We start from the raw sequence: 19309 nt of genomic DNA, 5'->3' as shown, positions 1-19309 counted from the left end.
TATTGTGCGATTCAACCGGGCCGTGTCAATCCATCGCGCGACAGAGGCCGGCGCGCACGATCCCGAGACCCGCATTGACAGCTCGCCCGGCCTCTATTGTATTGCACATGGTGATGTGCAAAGAGCCGGATCTGGCGGTCGGACAGCGATCCTGTCGCCCAGACAGCGGTCTCGCGGGCGACCCGCCCGACGCCCAGGCGTCTGCGCCCGGGGTCAGGTGAGCGCCAAATGACGATGGAAGAGATGACGGCGAAGCAGGAAATCGTTCCCCCGGCGCAGTTGCCGGAACATCGGACGGGCGTGTTGCAGGCGCTGCTTCAGGACGAGGCCGGCCTCCTGGCTCACCTGCGCCAGGTTCACGTGGTGCCGCTCTTGCTGGTGCACACCCATCTCAGCGGCGACGAAGGCTGGCTCGAGCGGTTCGCCCCGCACATCAAGGGCCCCTGGACCTTCGACGAGTACGCGCCGGAGGCGCTGAAGGAAGAGCTGCGGCAGGCGCTCGTCGGCGTGCTGCGGAACTATCGCGAGAGCGGCCAGCAGCTGCCGCCGCGGCCGCCGGAGGCCCGGCTGCGGCGCATGCTCGACGTCGCCGTCGGACAGCCGGTGACGGAAGAATATTTCGCGCTCGTGCTCGAGGAGATGAACTTCGAGGACGACGACCCGAAGGCCATCCACTGGCGCCAGAAGCCCGCCGACAGCGTCCTGGACAAGTTCAAGGTCCTGGTGATCGGCGCCGGTTTCTCCGGCCTCGACATGGCGGCCAAGCTCAAGGAAGCCGGGATCGACTTCGTTCTGATCGAGAAGAACGAGGAAGTCGGCGGCACCTGGTTCGAGAACAGCTATCCCGGCTGCGCCGTCGATACGCCGAACCACTTCTATTCCTACTCGTTCCGGCTGAACCCGGAGTGGGACTACTACTTCGCCCGGCGCAACGAGATCTTCCGCTACATCAAGACTTGCTACGCCGAGCTGAACATCGCCGAGCACGTCCGCTTCCGCGAGGAAGTCGTCTCGACGATCTGGGACGCGCAGCGCGCGCTGTGGAACGTCCGGGTGCGGCGGGCCGACGGCTCGGAGTACACGCTGCAGGCCAACGCCGTGGTCAGCGCCACCGGGCTGCTGAACCGGCCGGCCTACCCGAACATCCCGGGCATGCAGGACTTCAAGGGGCCGATGTTCCACTCGGCCCGCTGGGACCACAGCGTCGACCTTGCGGGCAAGCGGGTGGTGATGGTCGGCACCGGCGCCAGCGGCCTGCAGATCGGCCCGAACATCGCGCCGATCGTCGACAAGCTGACGATCTTCCAGCGTTCGCCGCCCTGGGCGATCGAGAACAAGCTGCTGTTCGAGCCGGTCAACGACGCGGTGAAGTGGGCGCTGAGCAACATCCCCTTCTACGCCAAGTGGTTCCGGCTGCTGCTGATCTGGGCCTCGTCGGACGCCTTCTACCACACGCTGAAGATCGACCCGGACTGGACCGAGCCGGAGAGCTCGCTGAATGCCGAGAACAAGGCGACCCGCGAGCGGCTGGTCGCCCACATCACCAAACAGGTGAACGGCGATCCCGAGCTGCTGAAGAAGGTGATCCCGTCCTATCCGCCCTACGGCAAGCGGATGCTGCGTGACGCCAACTGGTACAAGACGCTGACCCGCGACAACGTCGAGCTGGTGGACAAACGGATCGGCGAGATCACGCCGACCGGCGTGGTCGACAGCGACGGCGTGGAGCACCCGGCCGACGTCATCATCCTGGCCACCGGCTTTACGGCCCAGCAGCCGCTCCATCCGATGGAGGTGGTCGGAACCAATGGCAGCATCCGCGACCACTGGGGCGAGGACAACCCGCGCGCCCACCTGGGCGTCACGGTGCCCGACTTCCCGAACTTCTTCATCCTCTACGGCCCCAACACCAACGGCGGCCACGGCGGCAGCGCGGTGTTCCACAGCGAATGCCAGGTCCGCTACACCATGCAGGCGCTGCGCGAGATGCTGGAGCGCGGGGCCGACACGGTGGCGGTCCGGCGCGACGCGTTCGAGGACTACAACGCCAGGGTCGACGCCATGCACCGGCAGATGGTCTGGTCGCACCCCGGAGTGAACAACTGGTACCGCAACAAGTCCGGCCGGGTGGTCACCAACTCGCCGTGGCGGCTGGTCGACTACCGCAATCTCACCGCCGAGTTCGACCCGGCCGAGTACGAGTTCCAGCGCGTGAAGAGTGAAGTGGCATGACCTCGTCGTCGCTGGCGCCGCTGCTCGCGGCCAAGTCGATCGCCATCATCGGCGCTTCGGACAATCCCAAGCGGATCGGCGGGATCCCGCTGGAGCTGCTGATCCGCGCCGGGTTCGACCGGGTCTATCCGATCAATCCGCGCTATCCTGAGATCCAGGGGCGGAAGGGCTATCCGGACATCGAGTCCGTGCCGGAAGCCGTCGATCTCGCCATCCTCGCGGTTAGCGCCCAGGACACCTTGGCCCAACTCGAGCGCTGCCATGCGCGCGGGGCGAAGGCGGCGATCGTCTTCGCCTCGGGCTACAGCGAGGAAGGCACCGAGGAGGGCGAGCGCCGCCAGGCCGAGCTCGCCGCCTTCGCGCGGCGCACCGGCATGCCGGTGGCCGGGCCCAACTGCATGGGCAACGCCCACTTCCAGCAGGGCGTGTTCACCACCTTCGGCACCTCGTTCCAGCCGGGCGATGCGCCCGGGCGGACGGCGCTGGTGACCCAGAGCGGCAACATGTGCGCGACCATCTATCGGATCGCCCGCCGCTTCGGCGTCAACTTCAACCACGTGATCAACACCGGCAACGAAGCCGCGGTCGAGCTGACCGACTACCTGCGCTTCCTGGCCGAAGACCCGGAGACTGACTCCGCGCTCTGCTACGTCGAAGGCTTGCGCGACGGCGCGGCCTTCTTCGAGGCGGCGGAGGCGTTCCGCAGCCAGGGCAAGCTGCTGGCGCTCTACAAGGTCGGCGCCTCGGAGAAGGGCGCCGCCGCCACCCAGTCGCACACCGCGGCCCTGGCCGGCGATCGTCACGCCTACGAAGCGGCGGTGAAGAGGGTCGGCGCGGTGGCTGCGGGCTCGCTCGCCGAACTGGCCGACGTCGCCTACCTGCACCGCTTCCGCGACCGCCAGTTCAGCCGGCGCGCGGCGGTGCTCAGCATCTCCGGCGCCGCCGGGGCGATCATGGCCGACGCCCTGGCCAGCGCCGGCGCCGACATGCCGAGCCTGCCCGAGGCGCTGCAGGCCCGGCTGCAGGCGGCCATTCCTGGCCACAGCATGGTCTCGAACCCGATCGACCTGACCGGCAATATCGCCAACGACAACGAGTTCCTGCTGAACGTCATGTCGGTCGTCGCCGAGGCCGACGAGATCGACGTGATCATCCTCTACCTGCCCGGCCACTTCCTGACCCGCGCCATGGACCAGGTCGCAGCCCTGGCCGCGCGGACCGACAAGGCCGTGGTGGTGATCGACACCTTCGCGCTCGCCGACCGCGCGGCGGTGGAGGCCGCCGGCTGCGCCCTGTTCGACGACTTCGACCGCGCCGCGCGCGCGATCGGCCAGTACGGCGCCTGGCGCGAGGCCCTGGGCGCGCCGCGCCCCGCCAAGCCGGCGCGCGCGACCGGCAAGGCCTGGCCGGCGGCGGACTTCCGCGGCGCGGCCTTGAGCGAGGTCGAAGCCAAGGCCGAGCTCGCCCGGTTCGGCGTGCCGGTCGCCGGCGGCAAGCTCGCCCGCAGCGAGGCCGAGGCGCGCGCCGCGGCCGCGGCGATCGGCGGCCAGCTGGTGCTGAAGCTCGTCAGCCCCGACGTGCAGCACAAGAGCGAGCACGGCTTCGTCAAACTTAGGATCGAAGGCGCTGACTCGGTTGCGGAAATCTACCGCGACATGACCAGCCGCGCCGGCGCCATGCCGGGCGTGCGGGTCGAGGGCGTCACCGTCGAGCCGATGCTGACCGGCGGGGTCGAGCTGCTGTGCGGCTGCACCCGCGACCCGGTGTTCGGCTGGATGATGACCGTCGGTCTGGGCGGGGTCTTCACCGAGGTGATGGCCGACGTCAGCCACCGGCTGCTGCCGGTCGACGCCGCTGAGGCCGAGACCATGCTGCGCGAGCTGAAGGGCTTCCGCCTGCTGACCGGCTACCGCGGCGCGCCGCCGGCCGACGTCGCTGCGGCGGCCCGGGCGATCGCCGCCCTGTCCGACGCCGTGACGCAGGCCGACGCGCGGGTGCGCGAGGTCGAGATCAATCCGCTGATCGTCCTGCCGGAGGGCCGCGGGGCCTTCGCCGCGGACGGCCTGGTGTTGTTGGATGCGGCCGTGGAACCGGCCGAGAAGGTGGTCGCCTGATGAACGACGTCCCGAATGCCGCCAACCCCGTCTACGAGACGGACGAGCCGGTCACCTACAGCGTGGAGGGCGCGACCGCCTGGATCATGCTGAACCGGCCGCGCTTCAACAACGCCCAGAACGGCCAGATGCTCTACGCGCTGGACGCCGCCTTCCGCCGCGCGGTCGACGACGCGAACGTCCGGGTCATCGTGCTGGGCGGCGAGGGCAAGCACTTCTCCGCCGGCCACGACATCGGCACGCCGGGCCGCGACGTCGCGGTCAGCCACGACCGCACGCATCTGTTCCCGGACCACGTGAACAAGCCGAACGCGGAGTTCCTCTACACCCGCGAACAGGAGGTCTACCTCGGCCTCTGCCGCCGCTGGCGCGAGATCGCCAAGCCGACCATCGCCATGGTGCAGGGCGGCTGCATCGCCGGCGGCCTGATGCTGGCCTGGATCTGCGACCTGATCGTCGCCTCCGAGGACGCCTATTTCCAGGACCCGGTGCTGCTGATGGGCATCCCTGGCGTCGAGTACTGGGCCCACCCCTTCGAGCTGCCGCCGCGGGTCGCCGCCGAGTTCCTGATGCTCGGCGAGCGGATGCCGGCGCAACGGGCGCAGCAGTACGGCATGGTCAACAAGGTCGTGCCACGCGACGAACTGCGCGCGGCCTGCGCCGGCATGGCGGCGAAGCTGGCGGAGAAGCCGGCGCTCGGCCTGTGGCTGACCAAGCAGGCGATCAGCCAGGCCGAGGACCTGCGCGGCAAGCGCTCGGCGATGGACGCCATGTTCCACATGCACCACTTCGCCCACGCCCAGAACGACCTGGTGATGGGCAATTCGATCGCCAAGATGGACGCCAAGGCCATGGCCGCCGCGAACAAGAAGCAGGCCGGCGAGGGCTGAACGGGATGAAACTGGAGTACACGCCGGCGCAGCAGGCGCTGCGCGCCGAGGCGCGCGCCTGGCTCGAAGCGCACGTCCCGCGCGGGCCGCTGCCGTCCTTCGACCTCACCCGCGAAGGGTTCGAGGCGCACCGCGACTGGGAGCGCACCCTCGACAGCGGCAAGTGGGGGATGGTCACCTGGCCGGCCGAATACGGCGGCCGGGGCATGAGCCTGATCGAGTGGCTGATCTTCGAAGAGGAATACTACCGCGCCAAGGCCCCGGTGCGGGTCAACCAGAACGGCATCTTCCTGCTCGGCCCGACGCTGATGGAGTTCGGCACGCCGGAGCAGAAGGCCCGCTTCCTGCCGGCGATGGCGCGCGGCGACGAGGTCTGGGCCCAGGCCTGGTCGGAGCCGCAGGCCGGCAGCGATCTGGCCGGCGTGCGCTCGACCGCCATCAGAGATGGCGATGATTACGTATTAAACGGCCAGAAGATCTGGTCGTCGCGCGCCACCTTCGCCGACTGGGCGTTCGGCCTGTTCCGCGCGCCCGGCAGCAGCCGCCACCAGGGCATGTCGCTGGTCTTCTTCCCGCTCACCGCGCCGGGCGTCACCGTGCGGCCGATCGAGCGGATGGACGGCAAGAAGGTGTTCGCCGAGATCTTCCTCGACGAGGTCCGGGTGCCGGCCTTCAACCGCCTCGGCGAGGAAGGCCAGGGCTGGGAAGTCTGCATGTCGACGGCCGGCTTCGAGCGCGGCCTGATGCTCCGCAGCCCGGCCCGCTACCAGCAAGCGGCGAAGCGGCTGGTCCGGCTCTACCAGGAGCGCGGCCAGGCGCTGGGGCAGGGGATGCGCGACGCCGTGGTCCAGCACTGGATGGACGCCGACGCCTATGCGCTGGCGATCTACGAGATGGCCAGCCGGCTGGATGTGGGCGGCAAGATCGGCCCGGAAAGCAGCACCAACAAGATCTTCTGGTCAGAACTCGACATCGCGCTGCAGCGGACCGCGCTCGATATCCTGGGCCCGGTCGCCGAGCTCGACGCGCACGACGATCCGCTGCTGGCCGACTGGCTGGAGGACTACATCTTCGCGCTCGCCGGCCCGATCTACGCCGGGTCGAACGAGATCCAGCGCAACATCATCGCCGAGCGGATGCTCGGCCTGCCGAGGCGCTAGCCATGGATTTCAACCTCGACGAAGAGACCCTGATGCTCGCCGAGACGGTCGAGCGGATGCTGGTCGAGACCTGCACGCCGGCGCACCTGCGCGCGCTGGCGACTTCGCGCGAGCCGCTCGACCCGCAGCGCTGGCGGCAGATCGTCGAGATGGGCCTGCCCGGCATGACTGCGCCGGTCGAGCTTGGCGGCAGCGGCCTCGACGAGGTCACAGCGGTCTTGATCGCCGAGGCCTGCGGCCGCGTGGCGCTGCCCGAGCCGCTGGTCGAGCACGCCGGCGTGGCGGTTCCGCTGCTGGCCGCGGCCGACGGCGCACACGAGCTGCTGAGCGCGGCGGTCCAGGGCGACCAGCTGCTCGCGGTCGGTCATCCGGCGAACCCGTTCGTGGCCAACGCCGACGTCGCCGCGGCCCTGCTGTTGGAGCATCAGGGCGAGGTCCACCTCGTGCCGGCCTCCGCCGTGGAGCTGCGCCGCCGCGAGAGCTTCGACGAATTCCGCCGGCTGTTCGAAGTCGCCTGGACGCCCAGCGCGGCGACGCGGATCGCCGACGCCGAGCGCGGCCGCCGGCTCTGGGCCCAGGCCTTCGAGCGCGGCGCCCTGCTGGCCGCGGCCGAGGCGCTCGGGCTGGCCAAGGGCGCGATCGACCAGGCGGTGGAGTACGCCAAGGTGCGCGAGCAGTTCGGCAAGCCGATCGGCGTCAACCAGGCGGTGAAGCACATCCTCGCCGACCAGCAGGTGAAGCTGAGCTTCGCCCGGCCGGTCGTGCTGGCCGCGGCGGCCGACTTCGCCGCCGGCGATCTGGTGTCGGCCGGGCGGGTCAGCCACGCCAAGCTGGCCGCGACGGCGGCGGCGGAAAGCGCCAGCCGCGCGGCGGTGCAGGTGTTCGGCGCGATCGGCATGACCTTCGAGGCCGGCGTCCACTACTACGTCAAGCGCGCCCTGGCGCTGACCGCCGCCTGGGGCGGCAAGCCGCTGCATCGCGACCGGGTCGCCGCTCGCGTCTTCGAGGCCCCGATCGGCCCCGACAACACCTTCGCCCGCGAAGGGATCGCCGCATGAGCCCGCAGGATCTGGTGCGCGAGGCCGAGGCGGCGCGCAGCGCCGCGATGCTGGCCGGCGACGTCCAGGGGCTGGAGGGCCTGCTTTCGGACCGCCTGACCTTCGTGCACGCCACCGGCGCGGTCGACGACAAGCCGGCGCTGCTGAAAAAGATGGCGGCCGGCGGCATCGTCTATCACGCGATCGCCTGGAGCGAGCCGCAGGTCGACCTCCACGCCGGCGTCGCCGCCATGCACGGGGTGATGACGCTGGAGGTGACGGTCGGCGGCGTCGCCAAGACGCTGCACAACCGCGCGGTCCTGCTGTGGGAGGAGGTCGAGGGCCGCTGGCGGCTGTTCTACTTCCAGTCCACGCCGATCGCGCAAGGCCGCTGACGATGGGCCTCGCCGGCAACGCGCGACCCCGCGCCGAGGCGGGCAAGGCGGTGTACGCCCGCCGCCTGGTGCAGGTGCTGGAATTCTTCGACGCCTATCGGCAGCCGGCGACCGTCAACCTGATCGCCGCGCAGCACCACTGGCCGCAGTCGAGCACCTCGGACCTGCTGGCGGTGCTGGTCGAGTGCGGCCTGCTCTACAAGGACGAGGAGACGGGCGCCTTCCGGCCGAGCCCGCGCGCGGCGCTGCTGGCCGCGCCGGCGCAGCCGCCGATGCTGCGCGAAGGGCGGCTCGCCAGCCTGATGGACCATCTCGCGGTGGAGACGGGGCTCAGCGTCGCCCTGGTCGGCCGGGTCGGGCGCGACGCCCAGATCTTCGGCTGGAGCGAAGCCGCCGGGCCGACGCCCGCGCCTTGGCCGGGGCGGCTGTCGCCCGGCCGCAAGTGCCCCCTCCACGAGAGCGCCGCCGGATGGCTGCTGCTGTCGACGCTCGGCCCATCCCGCTCGGACGCCATCCTGCACCGGCTGCGCGGCGAGGCGCCGGCGGAGCAGAAGTTCAATCCGTCGGCGATCGGCGCCCGGGTCCAGGCCTGCGCCCGACAACGCCATGTCCTGGGGCCGGCCGGGTTCGGCGCGCTCCTCGATTTCTGCGGCGTGCTCACCCCCGGCGCGCCGGACGACCAGCCGCTGGTGATCGGCGTTGCGTTCGACAAGTCCAGCGTCTCGCCGACCGTTCTACTGCCGGTGCTGCAGAGCGCGGTGCACGATTGGCTGGACGACGAAGGCGCCGGGCTGAACGCGGTCCGCGCCGCGGCGCGGTTCGCCGCCTGAACGAGGCAGCGCCCGCCGTCGTCGCAGCTTTCCGAGCGTGGGAGGCCTAAGCTTCGCCGAAAGCGCGCTGCAGGGCAGCCGTGACCTGAGCCCGGTAGGCGGCCGCCGCCTCGGGGATCAGCGCAGCCATGTTCTGCGACCCGTGGAATTGGCCTTCCCAGCAGCGGTATTCCACCGGAACTCCGGCCGCCCTGAGGCGGTCGGCATAGGCTTCGCCTTCCGGACGAAGCGGGTCGTACTCCGCGCACATGACCAGGGCTGGGGGCAGGTCGCTCAAGCTCGGCGCGAGCAGCGGCGAGGCGTAAGGGTTCGTCGCGTCCGCCGGATCGGCCAGGTAATAGCCGCCGTACACGTCCTTGCCCATCTCGACGACCAGGTCCTCCTCCGGGATGCGGAGCGGCTCGAGGCGCGTCATGTCGGTGACGGGGATCTCCAGCAGCTGCAGCACCGGCCGCGGCCCGCCGCGGTCGCGCGCTATCAGCGAAACCACGGCGGCGAGGTTGCCGCCGGCGCTGCCGCCGCCTACGGCGATGCGGGCTGCGTCGACGCCCAGCTCGGCGGCATGGGCCGCCACCCACAGAAGCGCGGCGTAGCCGTCTTCCGCGGCGGTCGGGAACTTGTGTTCCGGGGCCAACCGGTAATCGACCGAGGCGACGACGCAGTCGGCGTCGACGGCGATCGTGCGGCAGAGCGCGTTGGACTGATCCAGTGTCCCCAGCCAGAAGCCGCCGCCGTGCAGATAGAGGTAGCAAGGTCTCGCCCGGCCGCCTGCGCCCTGACTGTAAACGCGGACGGTGATCTCGCCGCCGGCCGCCGGGACCTGGTGATCCCGTTCGGAGGGGAGCGGCGGCGGCTGGCGGCTCAAGGCGGAAAAGTTCTGCTCGATCATCGCATGCATGGCCGCGCGGGCCTCTGCGGGTGGGACGTCGCTCCGTGGCGCCGGCGCATTCATGGCGTCGAAGATCGGCTTGATCGGCGGCAGAACAGGCATCAGCGGTTCCTTCAGACGTCCCAGACCAGATCCAGGCTGTCGACGCCGATCACGTGGCCGCCGTGGAAGGTCGGCGGCTTGGCCGGGTCGAGCCGGAACTCCGGCAGGCGGGCCAGCAGCTCTTCATACAGGATCTGCAGCTCGACCCGGGCCAGGTGCGAGCCCAGGCAGCGATGCGGCCCGGTGGCGAAGGCGATGTGCACCTTGTCCTCGCGATCGAGGTCGAAGCGGTCCGGATCCTGGAACCGCGCGGCGTCGAGGTCGGCGCCGGGCAGGAAGATGCACATCCGCTCGCCTTCCTTCATCTCGACGCCTTCGAACACCAGGTCCTTGGCGACCCGGCGGCTCGGCACGGTGAAGGTGTAGCGGCGCAGCAGTTCCTCGACCGCGTCGGCGATGTCCGCCGGATTGTCGCGCAGCCGCTGCTGCAGCGCCGGGTCGCCCGCGAGGTGCCGCGCGCCGAAGCCCATGCCGTTCATTACCGTGTCGAGCCCGGCGATGAACAGCAGGACGCAGTAGTTCTCCATGTCGCCGAGGGTCATCGGCTGGCCGTCGATCTCGGTCCGCCAGAGCAGGCTGATCAGATCGTTCTGCGGGGCGTCGCGCCGCTCGAGCACGGTGTCGCGCATCGAGGCGGCGATCGCCTGCATGGCGCGCATGGCCTCTTCCGCGCCGGCGCCGATGCCGGCCAGCTGCTCCTCGACCAGCTTGCGGTACTCCGCCTGCCGCTCCAGCGGCAGGCCCATCATCTTGAGAAAGACCTGCACCGGCATCGGCTCGGCGATCGCGCTCATGAACTCGCAGCGGCCGCGGCCCGCCACCTCGTCGATCAGCTGGGCGGCCAGCGCGCGGATGTCGTCCTTCATCACCGCCATCGCCTTCGGCGAGAAGGCGCCGTTGAGCGGAATGCGGAACTTGCCGTGGTTCGGCGGGTCGACGTTGATCGGGATCGGCTGCGGGATGTGCGGCGCGCCCGGCGGCAGCATCGCCAGCATCGCCTGGATGTGCGCCTGCGGAATCATCTCGCTGGAGAAGAGCTCCCAGTTGCGGGAGGCCTCGAAGGTCGCGTCGTGACCGATCGCGAACCATTGGCCGCCGTGCCGTGGCGACCAGAAGACCGGCGGCGCGGTGCGCACCAGCTCCAGGATGCGCGCGTGCGGATCGGCCAGCAGGCCGGGATCCTGGAAGTGGTCGAAGTCGACGACGAGGGCGTCCGGCACATGCGCCGGCTTGGCCGCCAGCGCGCTGTGCGCGGCCTGGGCGGTGGCGATGTCGGCCATGGGAGTCTCCGGAGCTAGAGCGCTAAGCGGCGCTGAGGGTCGGCGCGCCTCAGCGGCCGCGCGGCAGGTTCAGCAGGCGGTCGGCGGTGATCTCGCGCTGGATTTCCGAGGTGCCGCCGGAGATGGTGAAGACCCAGCTCCACAGGTAGTCGTAGGTCCAGGGGTGGCGGCCGCGGTCGCCGTCGAACTCCAGGAACTCCCAGCCCAGCACCTCGGCCACCAGCTGCATCAGCGCCTTGTGCACGCCGGTGACCATAAGCTTGGTCAGCGAGCCCTTCGGCCCGGGCACCCCGGTCAGGTCGGTCTCGCTGATGTCGGCCAGGGTCATCGCGCGAATGGCCATGGTCTCGGCCTTGAGGCTGGCGAGCCGACGCGCCACCTCGCTGTCGCTGATCGCCAGTTGGCCGTTCTCGAGCTTCACCCGCTGGGCCACCTCGATCGCCCGCTGGACGCGCTCGAACAGCTCAAGCTGGTCGGCGATGAAGCCGAGGCCGCGTTCGAAAGCCAGGGTCGACAGCGCCGTCGACCAGCCGCCGCCGATCTCGCCGACCACGTTGGCGCGCGGGATCCGCACGTTGTCGTAGAACACCGTGTTGACGTGCTCGTCGTTGGTCATGGTGCGGATCGGGTGGATCTCGATGCCCGGCGTGCGCATGTCGCAGATCACCCAGGTCAGCCCCTTGTGCCGCTCCGAGCCCGGGTCGGTGCGGATCAAGAGTTCCTGGTAGTCGGCGTACTTGGCGTCGGTGGTCCACATCTTCGCGCCGTTGACGACGATCCAGTCGCCGTCGACCTCGCCGCGGGTGGTCAGGGCCGCGAGGTCCGACCCGGCGCCGGGCTCGGAGAAGCCCTGGCACCACAGGCTGTCGCCGCGCAGGATCTTGGCCAGGTGCTCGGCCTTCTGCGCCTCGGTGCCCCGGGCGATCAGCGTCGGGCCGGCGTGCATCAGCGCGACGTAGGTGGTGTTGATGTGGTGCGGCGCGTGGGCCCGGGCGAGCTCCTCGTACCAGATCACCTGCTGCAGGCCGCTCAGCCCCAGCCCGCCATATTCCTTCGGCCAGGCCACGCCGGCCCAGCCGTGGTCGTGCAGCTTGCGCTGCCAGTCGCGGTCGAACTGCGACGCGCCCGGCCCATCGGCCGGGCGCGGCTCGGTTGGAATGTTGCGGCTGAGCCAGTCCCGGGCGCGGGCGCGAAATTCCCGATCCTCGTCAGAATAATCCAGATCCAAAACGCGTCCCCGAAGATCAGTACAGCGCCGGCGGTCGCGTCGAAGCCTGTCTCCGCGGGGCAGGGGCGGGGGCCGGCGCCGATGGCGCGGAGCCTCGCAGTTTTGCCGCGCGGGCGGGCCGCAACGGCCGCCTGGCTTCGCCGGCGCGCGCACCAGCTCACTCGCCGTCGATACTAGTGCTGCAAACATGTAATGCAAGTAGGGAGTTTCATTCTGGACTCCGCTCCGGGCGTGATGTTTCCCTCGCCGTTGCACACAGGGGCGAGCAGCCGATCCGGGAGGGCGCGGCGGGGCTGGTCGCGACGCGCAGAGAATGACACAGATGAGTTGTGATAACGGCGGCGGGAGGCGCGGATGAGTTCGGCGAAGTCAGAGGGAACGGCGCGCGTGCTGACCGTCCATCGCTACTACCAGGCAATTCTCGACCGCTACGCCGAGGCCGCGCGGCCCTACTTCCATCAGGTCAGCGCGCCGGCGGCGCGCGAGATGCTGCGCGCCGGCTCGGCGGCGGCGCCCCCGCCGCGCGACCTGCCGGAGCTGGATAGCGTGACAGACGCGACGGTCGCGGGGCCGGGCGGTCCGATCCCGATCCGCCGCTATCGGCCGACGGGCCCGGTGGCGGGGCTTTGCGTCTATCTGCATGCCGGCGGCTGGATCATGGGCGACCTCGATTTCGCCGACGCGACCTGCCGCCGACTGGCTGCCGGCACGGGCTGCGAGGTGGTCAGCGTCGACTACCGGCTGGCGCCCGAGCATCCCTTTCCGGCTGCGCTCGACGACGCCTGGGCGGTCCTCGAATGGGCGGCGACGCAAGGCCCCGGGCCGCTGCTGCTGGTCGGCGAGAGCGCCGGCGGCAACATCGCCGCGGCCTGTGCGCTGCGCGCGCGCGACGCTGGCGGCCCGCCGATCGCCGGCCAGTTCCTGGCCTATCCGGTGACCGACCACGGCCTGGACACCGCCTCGCACCGCGAGGTCGGCGGGCGCAACTGGCTGCTGTCGACCGCCGACATGCGGTGCTTCTGGGATCATTATTGCCCGCCGGGCGTGAACCGTGATGATCCGCTGGTCTCGCCGCTGCGCCTGGCCGACGCGGCCGGGTTGCCGCCGACGCTGGTCTTCGTCGCCGAGCTGGATCCGCTGCGCGACGAGGGGCTGGCCTATGCGGCGCGGCTGGCGGCGGCCGGCGTGCCGGTGGACACGCGAACCGACGCCGGCATGCTGCATGGCTATCTGGGTGCGGCGGAAGTCGTGCCGATCGCCGCCGAGGCGCTGGCGCAAGCGACGGCGTGGCTGCGGTCGCGGATCAAGGACGGGGAGGGCTGAACATGGCGGGCCGGATGCAAGGACGACGCTTGATCGTCACCGGGGCGGCGAGCGGCATGGGCAAGGCGATCGCCGAGCTGTTCGCCGCGGAAGGCGCGGCGCTGGCGCTGCTCGACCGCGACGAGCTGCGCGTCCGCGAGGTCGCCCAGCAGCTCGGCGCGACGGCGCAGGTCTGCGACGTGGCCGAGGCCCAGTCGGTGGACGCCGCGGTCGGCGCGGCTGTGACCGCGCTCGGCGGGCTCGACGGGGTGGTGAACGCCGCCGGCGTGCTGGTCGCCAAGCCGTTCGCTGAGTTCGACCGCGCGACCTGGGACCGGCTGATCGCGGTGAACCTGACCGGCCCGTTCAACGTCGTCCACGCCGCCCTGCCGGCGTTGCAGGCCGCGGTGCAGGCGACGATCGTCAACATCGCCTCGGTCAGCGGCGTGATGCCGATGGCCGGCACCGCGGGCTACTCGGCGAGCAAGGCCGGGCTGATCATGTTCACCAAATGCCTGGCGTTCGACCTCGGCCCGACGATCCGCGCCAACTGCATCTGTCCCGGCGTGATCCGCACCGAGATGACCCGCTACCTGTGGGAGAACCCGGAGCACAGCCAGCGCGCGGCCGACCGCGTCGCGCTGAAGACGCTCGGCGCGCCCGAGGACATCGCCCGCGCCGCCCTCTACCTGAGCAGCGAGGACTCGGCGTTCACCACCGGCAGCGAGATCGTCGTCGACGGCGGCTTCAGCTGGCGCTGAGCGCTCACGATTCGGAGCCGACCTGTCCGAGGATCCGGCGAAGTCGGCCGCCAATGTCCTTCGAGGCGGGCGAGAAGGTTCGCTCCCGCAACGAATAGATCATCACCTCGAAGCGGTGCGCCTCCCGGCCGTCCCGGCGGTCCAGCCTGACGAGTTCGCCGCTGGCGAGCTCGTCCGCCGCCGACATCGTCGACGACATCCAGATGGCGTCGGAATCCACGGCGACCTTGGCCAGCGCTTCGGTGCTTTCGACGGTGATCCGCGGCTGCAGGTCGTAGAGGCCGACCAGACCTCCCCGCGTCTTGTCGGCCCCTTGAAACGGTCCCGTCGTAATGATCGGAAACTCGGAAACCTTCAGCGTGTCATCGCTCAGAATGGGATGTCCCGCTCGCACCAGGAGGCAGGCGGAGAAGGATCCCAAGGGCTCCGACTTCAGGCCGGGGTTGGGCGCGATGTCGTTCTTCGGGCAGACCAGGAATTCGATGTCTTCGGACATCAACAGCGGCACCAAGGCGCTGGTCCGGCGAACGGCGACGCTCACGTTGAGAGCCGGCCGTTCCGCCGCCAGCTCACGTAGCAATCTGGGCAGGCAGGCGCGGGCCGCGCTGGGCGAAACGCCGAAGGCCACCAAACCCTCCTCGGCGCCCGCGTAGCGGTGCACCGTACGCTCGAAGTCCGCCGCCTCGCGGATCAGGATCTCGGCGCGATCGACGAACAGGCGGCCAACGGCGGTGAGGTGAACGCCGCCGCGATTGCGGTCGAACAGCCGCGCGCCGTACCGCTCTTCGGTGACTTGGATGCTGCGCGAGAGCGCCGGCTGGGTCAGCCCAAGCTCATCGGCGGCCTTCTTGTAGTTCAGATGCCGCGCGAGCGCGGCCACGTGGCGAAGCGGCCGAAGCTCCACTGATTACCTCAATTTATCAAAATGCCGCTCATAATGCATTGGATTTGTTATCGCGCCGAATCCAAAACCTCCCCAACCGGCCAAGCTGGACAAGAATTCGGGGGGATCGATCATGCGCTCAGGAACGCGAAGCGGCGTGCGCGGCAGACTGCTGAACGCCCGCCGGCTGGGGCCCGCTGCGGGTCTCGCCGTCGCGCTCGGCCTTGCCGCACCGGCCTGGGCGGAGGTGACGGCGGTGTCGGTCGAGCGGATCGCCGCCGACCGCGTGCTGGTCACCTGGCGCGCTTCCGGTCCGGTCGACCTGTATGAAGCGGAGCACCCCGGCGCGGAGGTCGGCCAGTCCCGGCTGATCGCCGAACAGGACCGTGACGGCCGTTACGAGGTCCGCGTCGCGGCGACCGCCCGCCCGTACTTCCTGCTGCGTGACGTGCGCGACGGCACGACCCTGAGGGTCGCCGAACGGCTGCTGCCGCTCGAGCGCGGCTCCAACTTCCGCGACGTCGGCGGCTATCCGGCGGCGGGCGGCAAGCATGTGCGATGGGGGATGATCTTCCGCTCCGGCGCGACGCCACTGCTCAGCGACAGCGACCTGCAGCAGATCAAGGCGCTGGGGCTGGCCGAGATGGTCGACCTGCGCTCGCGCGAGGAGCGGTCGCTGGCCCCGACGCGGATCCAGGGCGTGAAATACGTCACGGTCGACTATTCCATGGTGCAGGCGGCCGCCGCCAACGGCGCGACGGCGCACGGGACGACGCCGCACTCGATGGCGGCGGCCTACAAACTGTTCCCGAACGGCCTGGCCGAACAGGTGCGGCTCACCTTCGACGCCCTGGTTTCCGAGAACAGCCCGATCGTCTTCAACTGCTCCGCCGGCCAAGACCGCACCGGCTTCGTGACGGCGATGATCCTCAGCGCCCTGGGCACGCCGCGCGACGTCATCCTGCAGGATTTCCACCTATCGACCGCCTATCGGCGTCCGCAGTTCGAGATGCCGCCCATCGACCCGGCGGCCCATCCCGGCAATCCGATCGCCCAGCATTTCGCGCGCGCGCAAAGCACGCCGGAGGCCGCCAAGCCGGCCCCGCTGTACGCCGCCGAACAGCCGTCGAAGTCGCTGCTCGAGATCACCTTCGAGGAGATCGATGCGACCTACGGCTCGGTGGACGCCTACCTGCAGCAAAAGGTCGGGGTGACGCCGGCCGAGCTCGCCAAGCTGCGGGCGCTCTATCTCGAATAGCCGCCGCCGGGCGGAGGGCGCCGCGGCGCGAAGACGTCAACGACCGCAGGCCGCGCGGCCGGGCGCCGTCGTGCGCGGATCCAAACCACAAGAAATCAAGACCTCAGGGGGGGGAATTAAACCATGCAAGTCCGTTTTGGCGCCTTAGCGCGCCGTCTCGCCGCCGGCACATCGGTGGCGGCGCTGTTGCCGACGATCGCGCTGGCGCAAGCCGCCGCGCCCACCACCGGCGCGAGCGCCCAGACACTCGATGAGGTCGTCGTCACCGGCACCCTGATCCGCGGGATCGCGCCGGCCGGCTCGAACGTGATCGGGCTCGGCGCCCAGACCGTCGAGACGGTCGGCGGCAACAGCACCAACCAGATCCTCAACAGCCTTCCGCAGGTCGGCAACTACTTCAACGCCTTGCCGGTCGGCGTTTCCGCCGTCTCCGGCTCCAACGGCAGCAACCCGATCAGCCGGCCGAACCTGCGCAACCTGCCGGCGGCCAACACCAGCGGCGGCGCGCAGACGCTGGTGCTGCTCGACGGCCACCGGGTGGTCGGCGCCGGCACCCAGCAGGTCGCCGTCGATCCCGACATCATCGCGCCGGGCGTCATCGAGCGCGTCGAGGCGATGACCGACGGCGGCTCGGCGGTCTACGGCTCCGACGCCCTCGGCGGCGTGCTGAACTTCATCACCCGGCGCCGCTTCGACGGCCTGCAGCTCAACAGCCGCGTCGGCTTCGCGGACAACTACAGCACCTTCGCGATCAACGGCATGGCCGGCAAGGACTGGGGCAGCGGCTCCGGCTATCTCGCCTATGGCTACAAGGAGAACGATGCGATCTTCGGCGCCGACCGCGACTACGTGAAGCGCATCGACTGGAACACCGGCGTGCCGACCGGCCGCAACTGCGCCACGCCGACCGCGTCCATCGGCGCCCAGACCTTCCTGGTGTCCGGATCGTCCCTGGTGGCCGGCGGCCCCGCCACCTGCGACCTGTCCCAGGACTCGGCGATCTATCCGAAGATCCGCCAGCACAACGTCTTCGGGCGGGTGACCCAGGACCTCAGCGAGACCCTGGTCTTCGACATGACCGCGCTCTACGCCAACCGCGTGGTCACCGGCAACGGCGGCACCCTGGGCGCGGTCGGCAGCACCACCGGCACCGTCAACATCGGCCCGACGAACCCGCGGTACATCAGCACCGGCGGGGCCACCGCCACCGCGACGCAGACCGTCCGCTTCAACTACGGGCCGGTGGCGGGCTTCCGCTCCAACACCCAGCGCACCGAGCTGGAGACCTGGAACGTCGCGCCGGCGCTGAGCTGGGACTTCGCCCCCGACTGGCAGGCGCGGGGGCTGGTGAACTACGGCGAGTCGGAAATCTCCTACCGCAACAACGTCCTCGATCCGGCGGCGCAATCCGCCGCCCTGGCGGCCGGCCGGCTCAATCCCTACGACATCGCCGCCTCGGATCCGGCGGCGCTGCAGGCGATCCTCGGCGGTCTGGAACGGGGCAACGGCAAGAACGAATTCGTTCAGGCCCGGGCCATCGTCGACGGGCCGGTGGCGCACCTTCCCGGCGGCGACATCCATGTCGCGTTCGGCGCCGAATACCAGGAGACCAAGTTCAAGCGTCGGCAGACCAACGCAGCGCTCGTGCTGTCGCCCTTCGCGTCCTACACCCAGGACGTCCAGTCGCTGTTTGGCGAGGTGCAGGTTCCGCTGGTCGGCGTCGATAACGCCATCACCGGCGTGCAGGAGCTGACCCTCCAGGTCTCGGGCCGCTACGACAAGTACAACGACTTCGGCGACACCTTTAATCCGAAGGTCGGCGTGACCTTCAAGCCGGTGGACTGGGTCAGTTTCCGCGGCAACTGGGGCAAGTCGTTCAACGCGCCGAGCCCGGCGGATCAGCTTGGCCCGCTCACGGCGACGGCCAACCTGGTGCCGGGGGCCTTCCTCGCCCCGCCTCCGGGCCAGAGCTTCGCCACCGGCGAAACCGGCGTCTACCTCGGCGGCGGCTCGGTGAGCGGACTGGAGCCGCAAACCGCGAAGAACTGGTCGATCGGCGCGGACATCACCCCGCCGATCGTCGAGGGGCTGAAGATCAGCGCCAGCTACTACGCGATCGACCTGAAGGGGACGATCGGGCGGCCGGTCAGCGGCACCAGCCTGACGTCGTTCTACAACAACTTCCCGGGGCTCTGGACCTACCGGCCGACGGGGCAACAGGTCGCCGCGGTTCTTGCGAACATGCAGAACCCGGCCAATGTCGGCTTCACCCTGCTCAACCCGACCGCCACGACGCAGGCGCTGGTCTCCTCCGGCGGCAGCGGCGCGCAGCCGGTCGGCGTGATCCTCGACACCCTGGTGCGGAACCTCGGGCAGACTGATCTTTCGGGCATCGACTTCCAGGTCAGCTACGCCCGCGAGGTCGGCTTCGGTTCGATCGATGCGAGCGTCGCGGGCAATTACCGGCTGACGGAGAAGACCAAGATCAGCCCGGTCGCCCCGGCCACCAACCAGCTCGCCACCGAGAACTCCAAGCTCATGCTGCAGACGACGCTCGGGGCCACCGCCGGCAATCTGCGTAGCCAGGTGACCTGGAACCACACTTCCGGCTACCGCCGCGGCGACGCCGGCACGCCGGGCGCGTTCGGCCAGGACCGGGTCAAGGCGTTCAACGCGGTGAACCTGTTCTTCAAGTACGACGTCAACGGCTCGGGCCTGTATTCCGACCTCGCCTTCACGCTTAACGTCGACAACGTCTTCGACGAGGACCCGCCGCTGTACAAGAACTCCGGCCAGCCGGGCTACGACCCCAGCCACACCTTTACCCTGGGGCGCTATGTGCAGTTCGGCATCGAGAAGAAGTTCTAACTCCTGACGGACCGGCCAGCAGTTCTGCTGCTGGCCTGCATTGCACGGCCGCGGTCGGCTCGGCACAGTCGAGCCCGACC

Annotated in this window: 15 protein-coding genes; 11 read left to right on the top strand and 4 right to left on the bottom strand. The window is 69.9% G+C overall.

The features are described 5' to 3' along the window. The first annotated feature begins 228 nt into the window (after positions 1–228). Genes ACSQ14_RS19060 through ACSQ14_RS19030 form a run of 7 tightly spaced genes read left to right on the top strand, consistent with a single transcriptional unit; the run spans position 229 to position 8658 of the window. Positions 229–2232, top strand: a complete 2004-nt coding sequence (locus ACSQ14_RS19060) for a flavin-containing monooxygenase (RefSeq protein ID WP_436015814.1) — start codon at positions 229–231, stop codon at positions 2230–2232. After that, positions 2229–4346, top strand: a complete 2118-nt coding sequence (locus ACSQ14_RS19055; RefSeq protein ID WP_436015813.1) for an acetate--CoA ligase family protein — start codon at positions 2229–2231, stop codon at positions 4344–4346. Before ACSQ14_RS19060 ends, ACSQ14_RS19055 begins: the two co-directional genes overlap by 4 nt. Continuing rightward, a complete protein-coding gene (locus ACSQ14_RS19050) occupies positions 4346–5236 on the top strand; it encodes an enoyl-CoA hydratase (RefSeq protein WP_436015812.1) in 891 nt (296 codons plus the stop codon). Before ACSQ14_RS19055 ends, ACSQ14_RS19050 begins: the two co-directional genes overlap by 1 nt. Before the next feature lie 5 nt (positions 5237–5241). After that, the gene (locus ACSQ14_RS19045) at positions 5242–6396 is read left to right on the top strand and encodes an acyl-CoA dehydrogenase family protein (RefSeq protein WP_436015811.1); all 1155 of its coding nucleotides are present in this window, start codon (positions 5242–5244) and stop codon (positions 6394–6396) included. Positions 6397–6398: 2 nt separating this feature from the next. Then, positions 6399–7454, top strand: coding sequence for an acyl-CoA dehydrogenase family protein (locus tag ACSQ14_RS19040; RefSeq protein WP_436015810.1), 1056 nt, complete (start codon positions 6399–6401; stop codon positions 7452–7454). After that, positions 7451–7828: a nuclear transport factor 2 family protein gene (locus tag ACSQ14_RS19035; protein WP_436015809.1), complete on the top strand. Its 378-nt coding sequence runs from the start codon at positions 7451–7453 to the stop codon at positions 7826–7828. Before ACSQ14_RS19040 ends, ACSQ14_RS19035 begins: the two co-directional genes overlap by 4 nt. Positions 7829–7830: 2 nt before the next feature. Continuing rightward, on the top strand, positions 7831–8658 hold the full coding sequence (locus tag ACSQ14_RS19030) for a helix-turn-helix domain-containing protein (protein ID WP_436015808.1): 828 nt from the start codon (positions 7831–7833) through the stop codon (positions 8656–8658). Positions 8659–8704: 46 nt separating this feature from the next. On the opposite strand, the gene ACSQ14_RS19025 is transcribed toward ACSQ14_RS19030, so the two are convergent. The 3 genes from ACSQ14_RS19025 to ACSQ14_RS19015 are packed head-to-tail and all read right to left on the bottom strand — an operon-like array spanning position 8705 to position 12157. Continuing rightward, entirely contained in the window at positions 8705–9649 is a 945-nt protein-coding gene (locus ACSQ14_RS19025; protein ID WP_436015807.1) for an alpha/beta hydrolase, read from the bottom strand. 11 nt (positions 9650–9660) lie between these two features. Then, positions 9661–10929, bottom strand: a complete 1269-nt coding sequence (locus ACSQ14_RS19020; protein ID WP_436015806.1) for a cytochrome P450 — start codon at positions 10927–10929, stop codon at positions 9661–9663. A gap of 49 nt (positions 10930–10978) precedes the next feature. Further along, positions 10979–12157 carry an acyl-CoA dehydrogenase family protein gene (locus ACSQ14_RS19015; protein ID WP_436015805.1) on the bottom strand — a complete coding sequence of 393 codons (1179 nt, stop codon included), beginning with the start codon at positions 12155–12157 and terminating at the stop codon, positions 10979–10981. Between the two features lie 354 nt (positions 12158–12511). Between ACSQ14_RS19015 and ACSQ14_RS19010 the strand changes: the two genes are divergently transcribed. Together ACSQ14_RS19010 and ACSQ14_RS19005 are read left to right on the top strand one after the other, a co-directional pair. Then, positions 12512–13480, top strand: a complete 969-nt coding sequence (locus ACSQ14_RS19010) for an alpha/beta hydrolase (protein ID WP_436015804.1) — start codon at positions 12512–12514, stop codon at positions 13478–13480. A gap of 2 nt (positions 13481–13482) precedes the next feature. After that, complete coding sequence (locus ACSQ14_RS19005; protein ID WP_436015803.1) at positions 13483–14220, top strand: SDR family NAD(P)-dependent oxidoreductase; 738 nt, start codon at positions 13483–13485, stop codon at positions 14218–14220. A 4-nt stretch (positions 14221–14224) separates the two neighbouring features. Here the strand turns inward: ACSQ14_RS19005 and ACSQ14_RS19000 are convergent, their stop codons facing one another. Beyond that, on the bottom strand, positions 14225–15124 hold the full coding sequence (locus tag ACSQ14_RS19000) for a LysR family transcriptional regulator (protein WP_436015802.1): 900 nt from the start codon (positions 15122–15124) through the stop codon (positions 14225–14227). Positions 15125–15260: 136 nt separating this feature from the next. On the opposite strand from ACSQ14_RS19000, the gene ACSQ14_RS18995 reads away from it, so the two are divergent. Next, positions 15261–16361, top strand: coding sequence for a tyrosine-protein phosphatase (locus ACSQ14_RS18995; RefSeq protein WP_436015801.1), 1101 nt, complete (start codon positions 15261–15263; stop codon positions 16359–16361). Between the two features lie 123 nt (positions 16362–16484). Continuing rightward, on the top strand, positions 16485–19229 hold the full coding sequence (locus ACSQ14_RS18990; protein WP_436015800.1) for a TonB-dependent receptor plug domain-containing protein: 2745 nt from the start codon (positions 16485–16487) through the stop codon (positions 19227–19229). The last annotated feature ends 80 nt before the right edge of the window (positions 19230–19309 follow it).

Source organism: Phenylobacterium sp. LjRoot219, from assembly GCF_964252995.1.
Classification (GTDB): Bacteria; Pseudomonadota; Alphaproteobacteria; order Caulobacterales; family Caulobacteraceae; genus Phenylobacterium.
The sequence above is the reverse complement of the archived record's forward strand: the minus strand, read 5'-3'. Positions and strand labels throughout refer to the sequence as shown.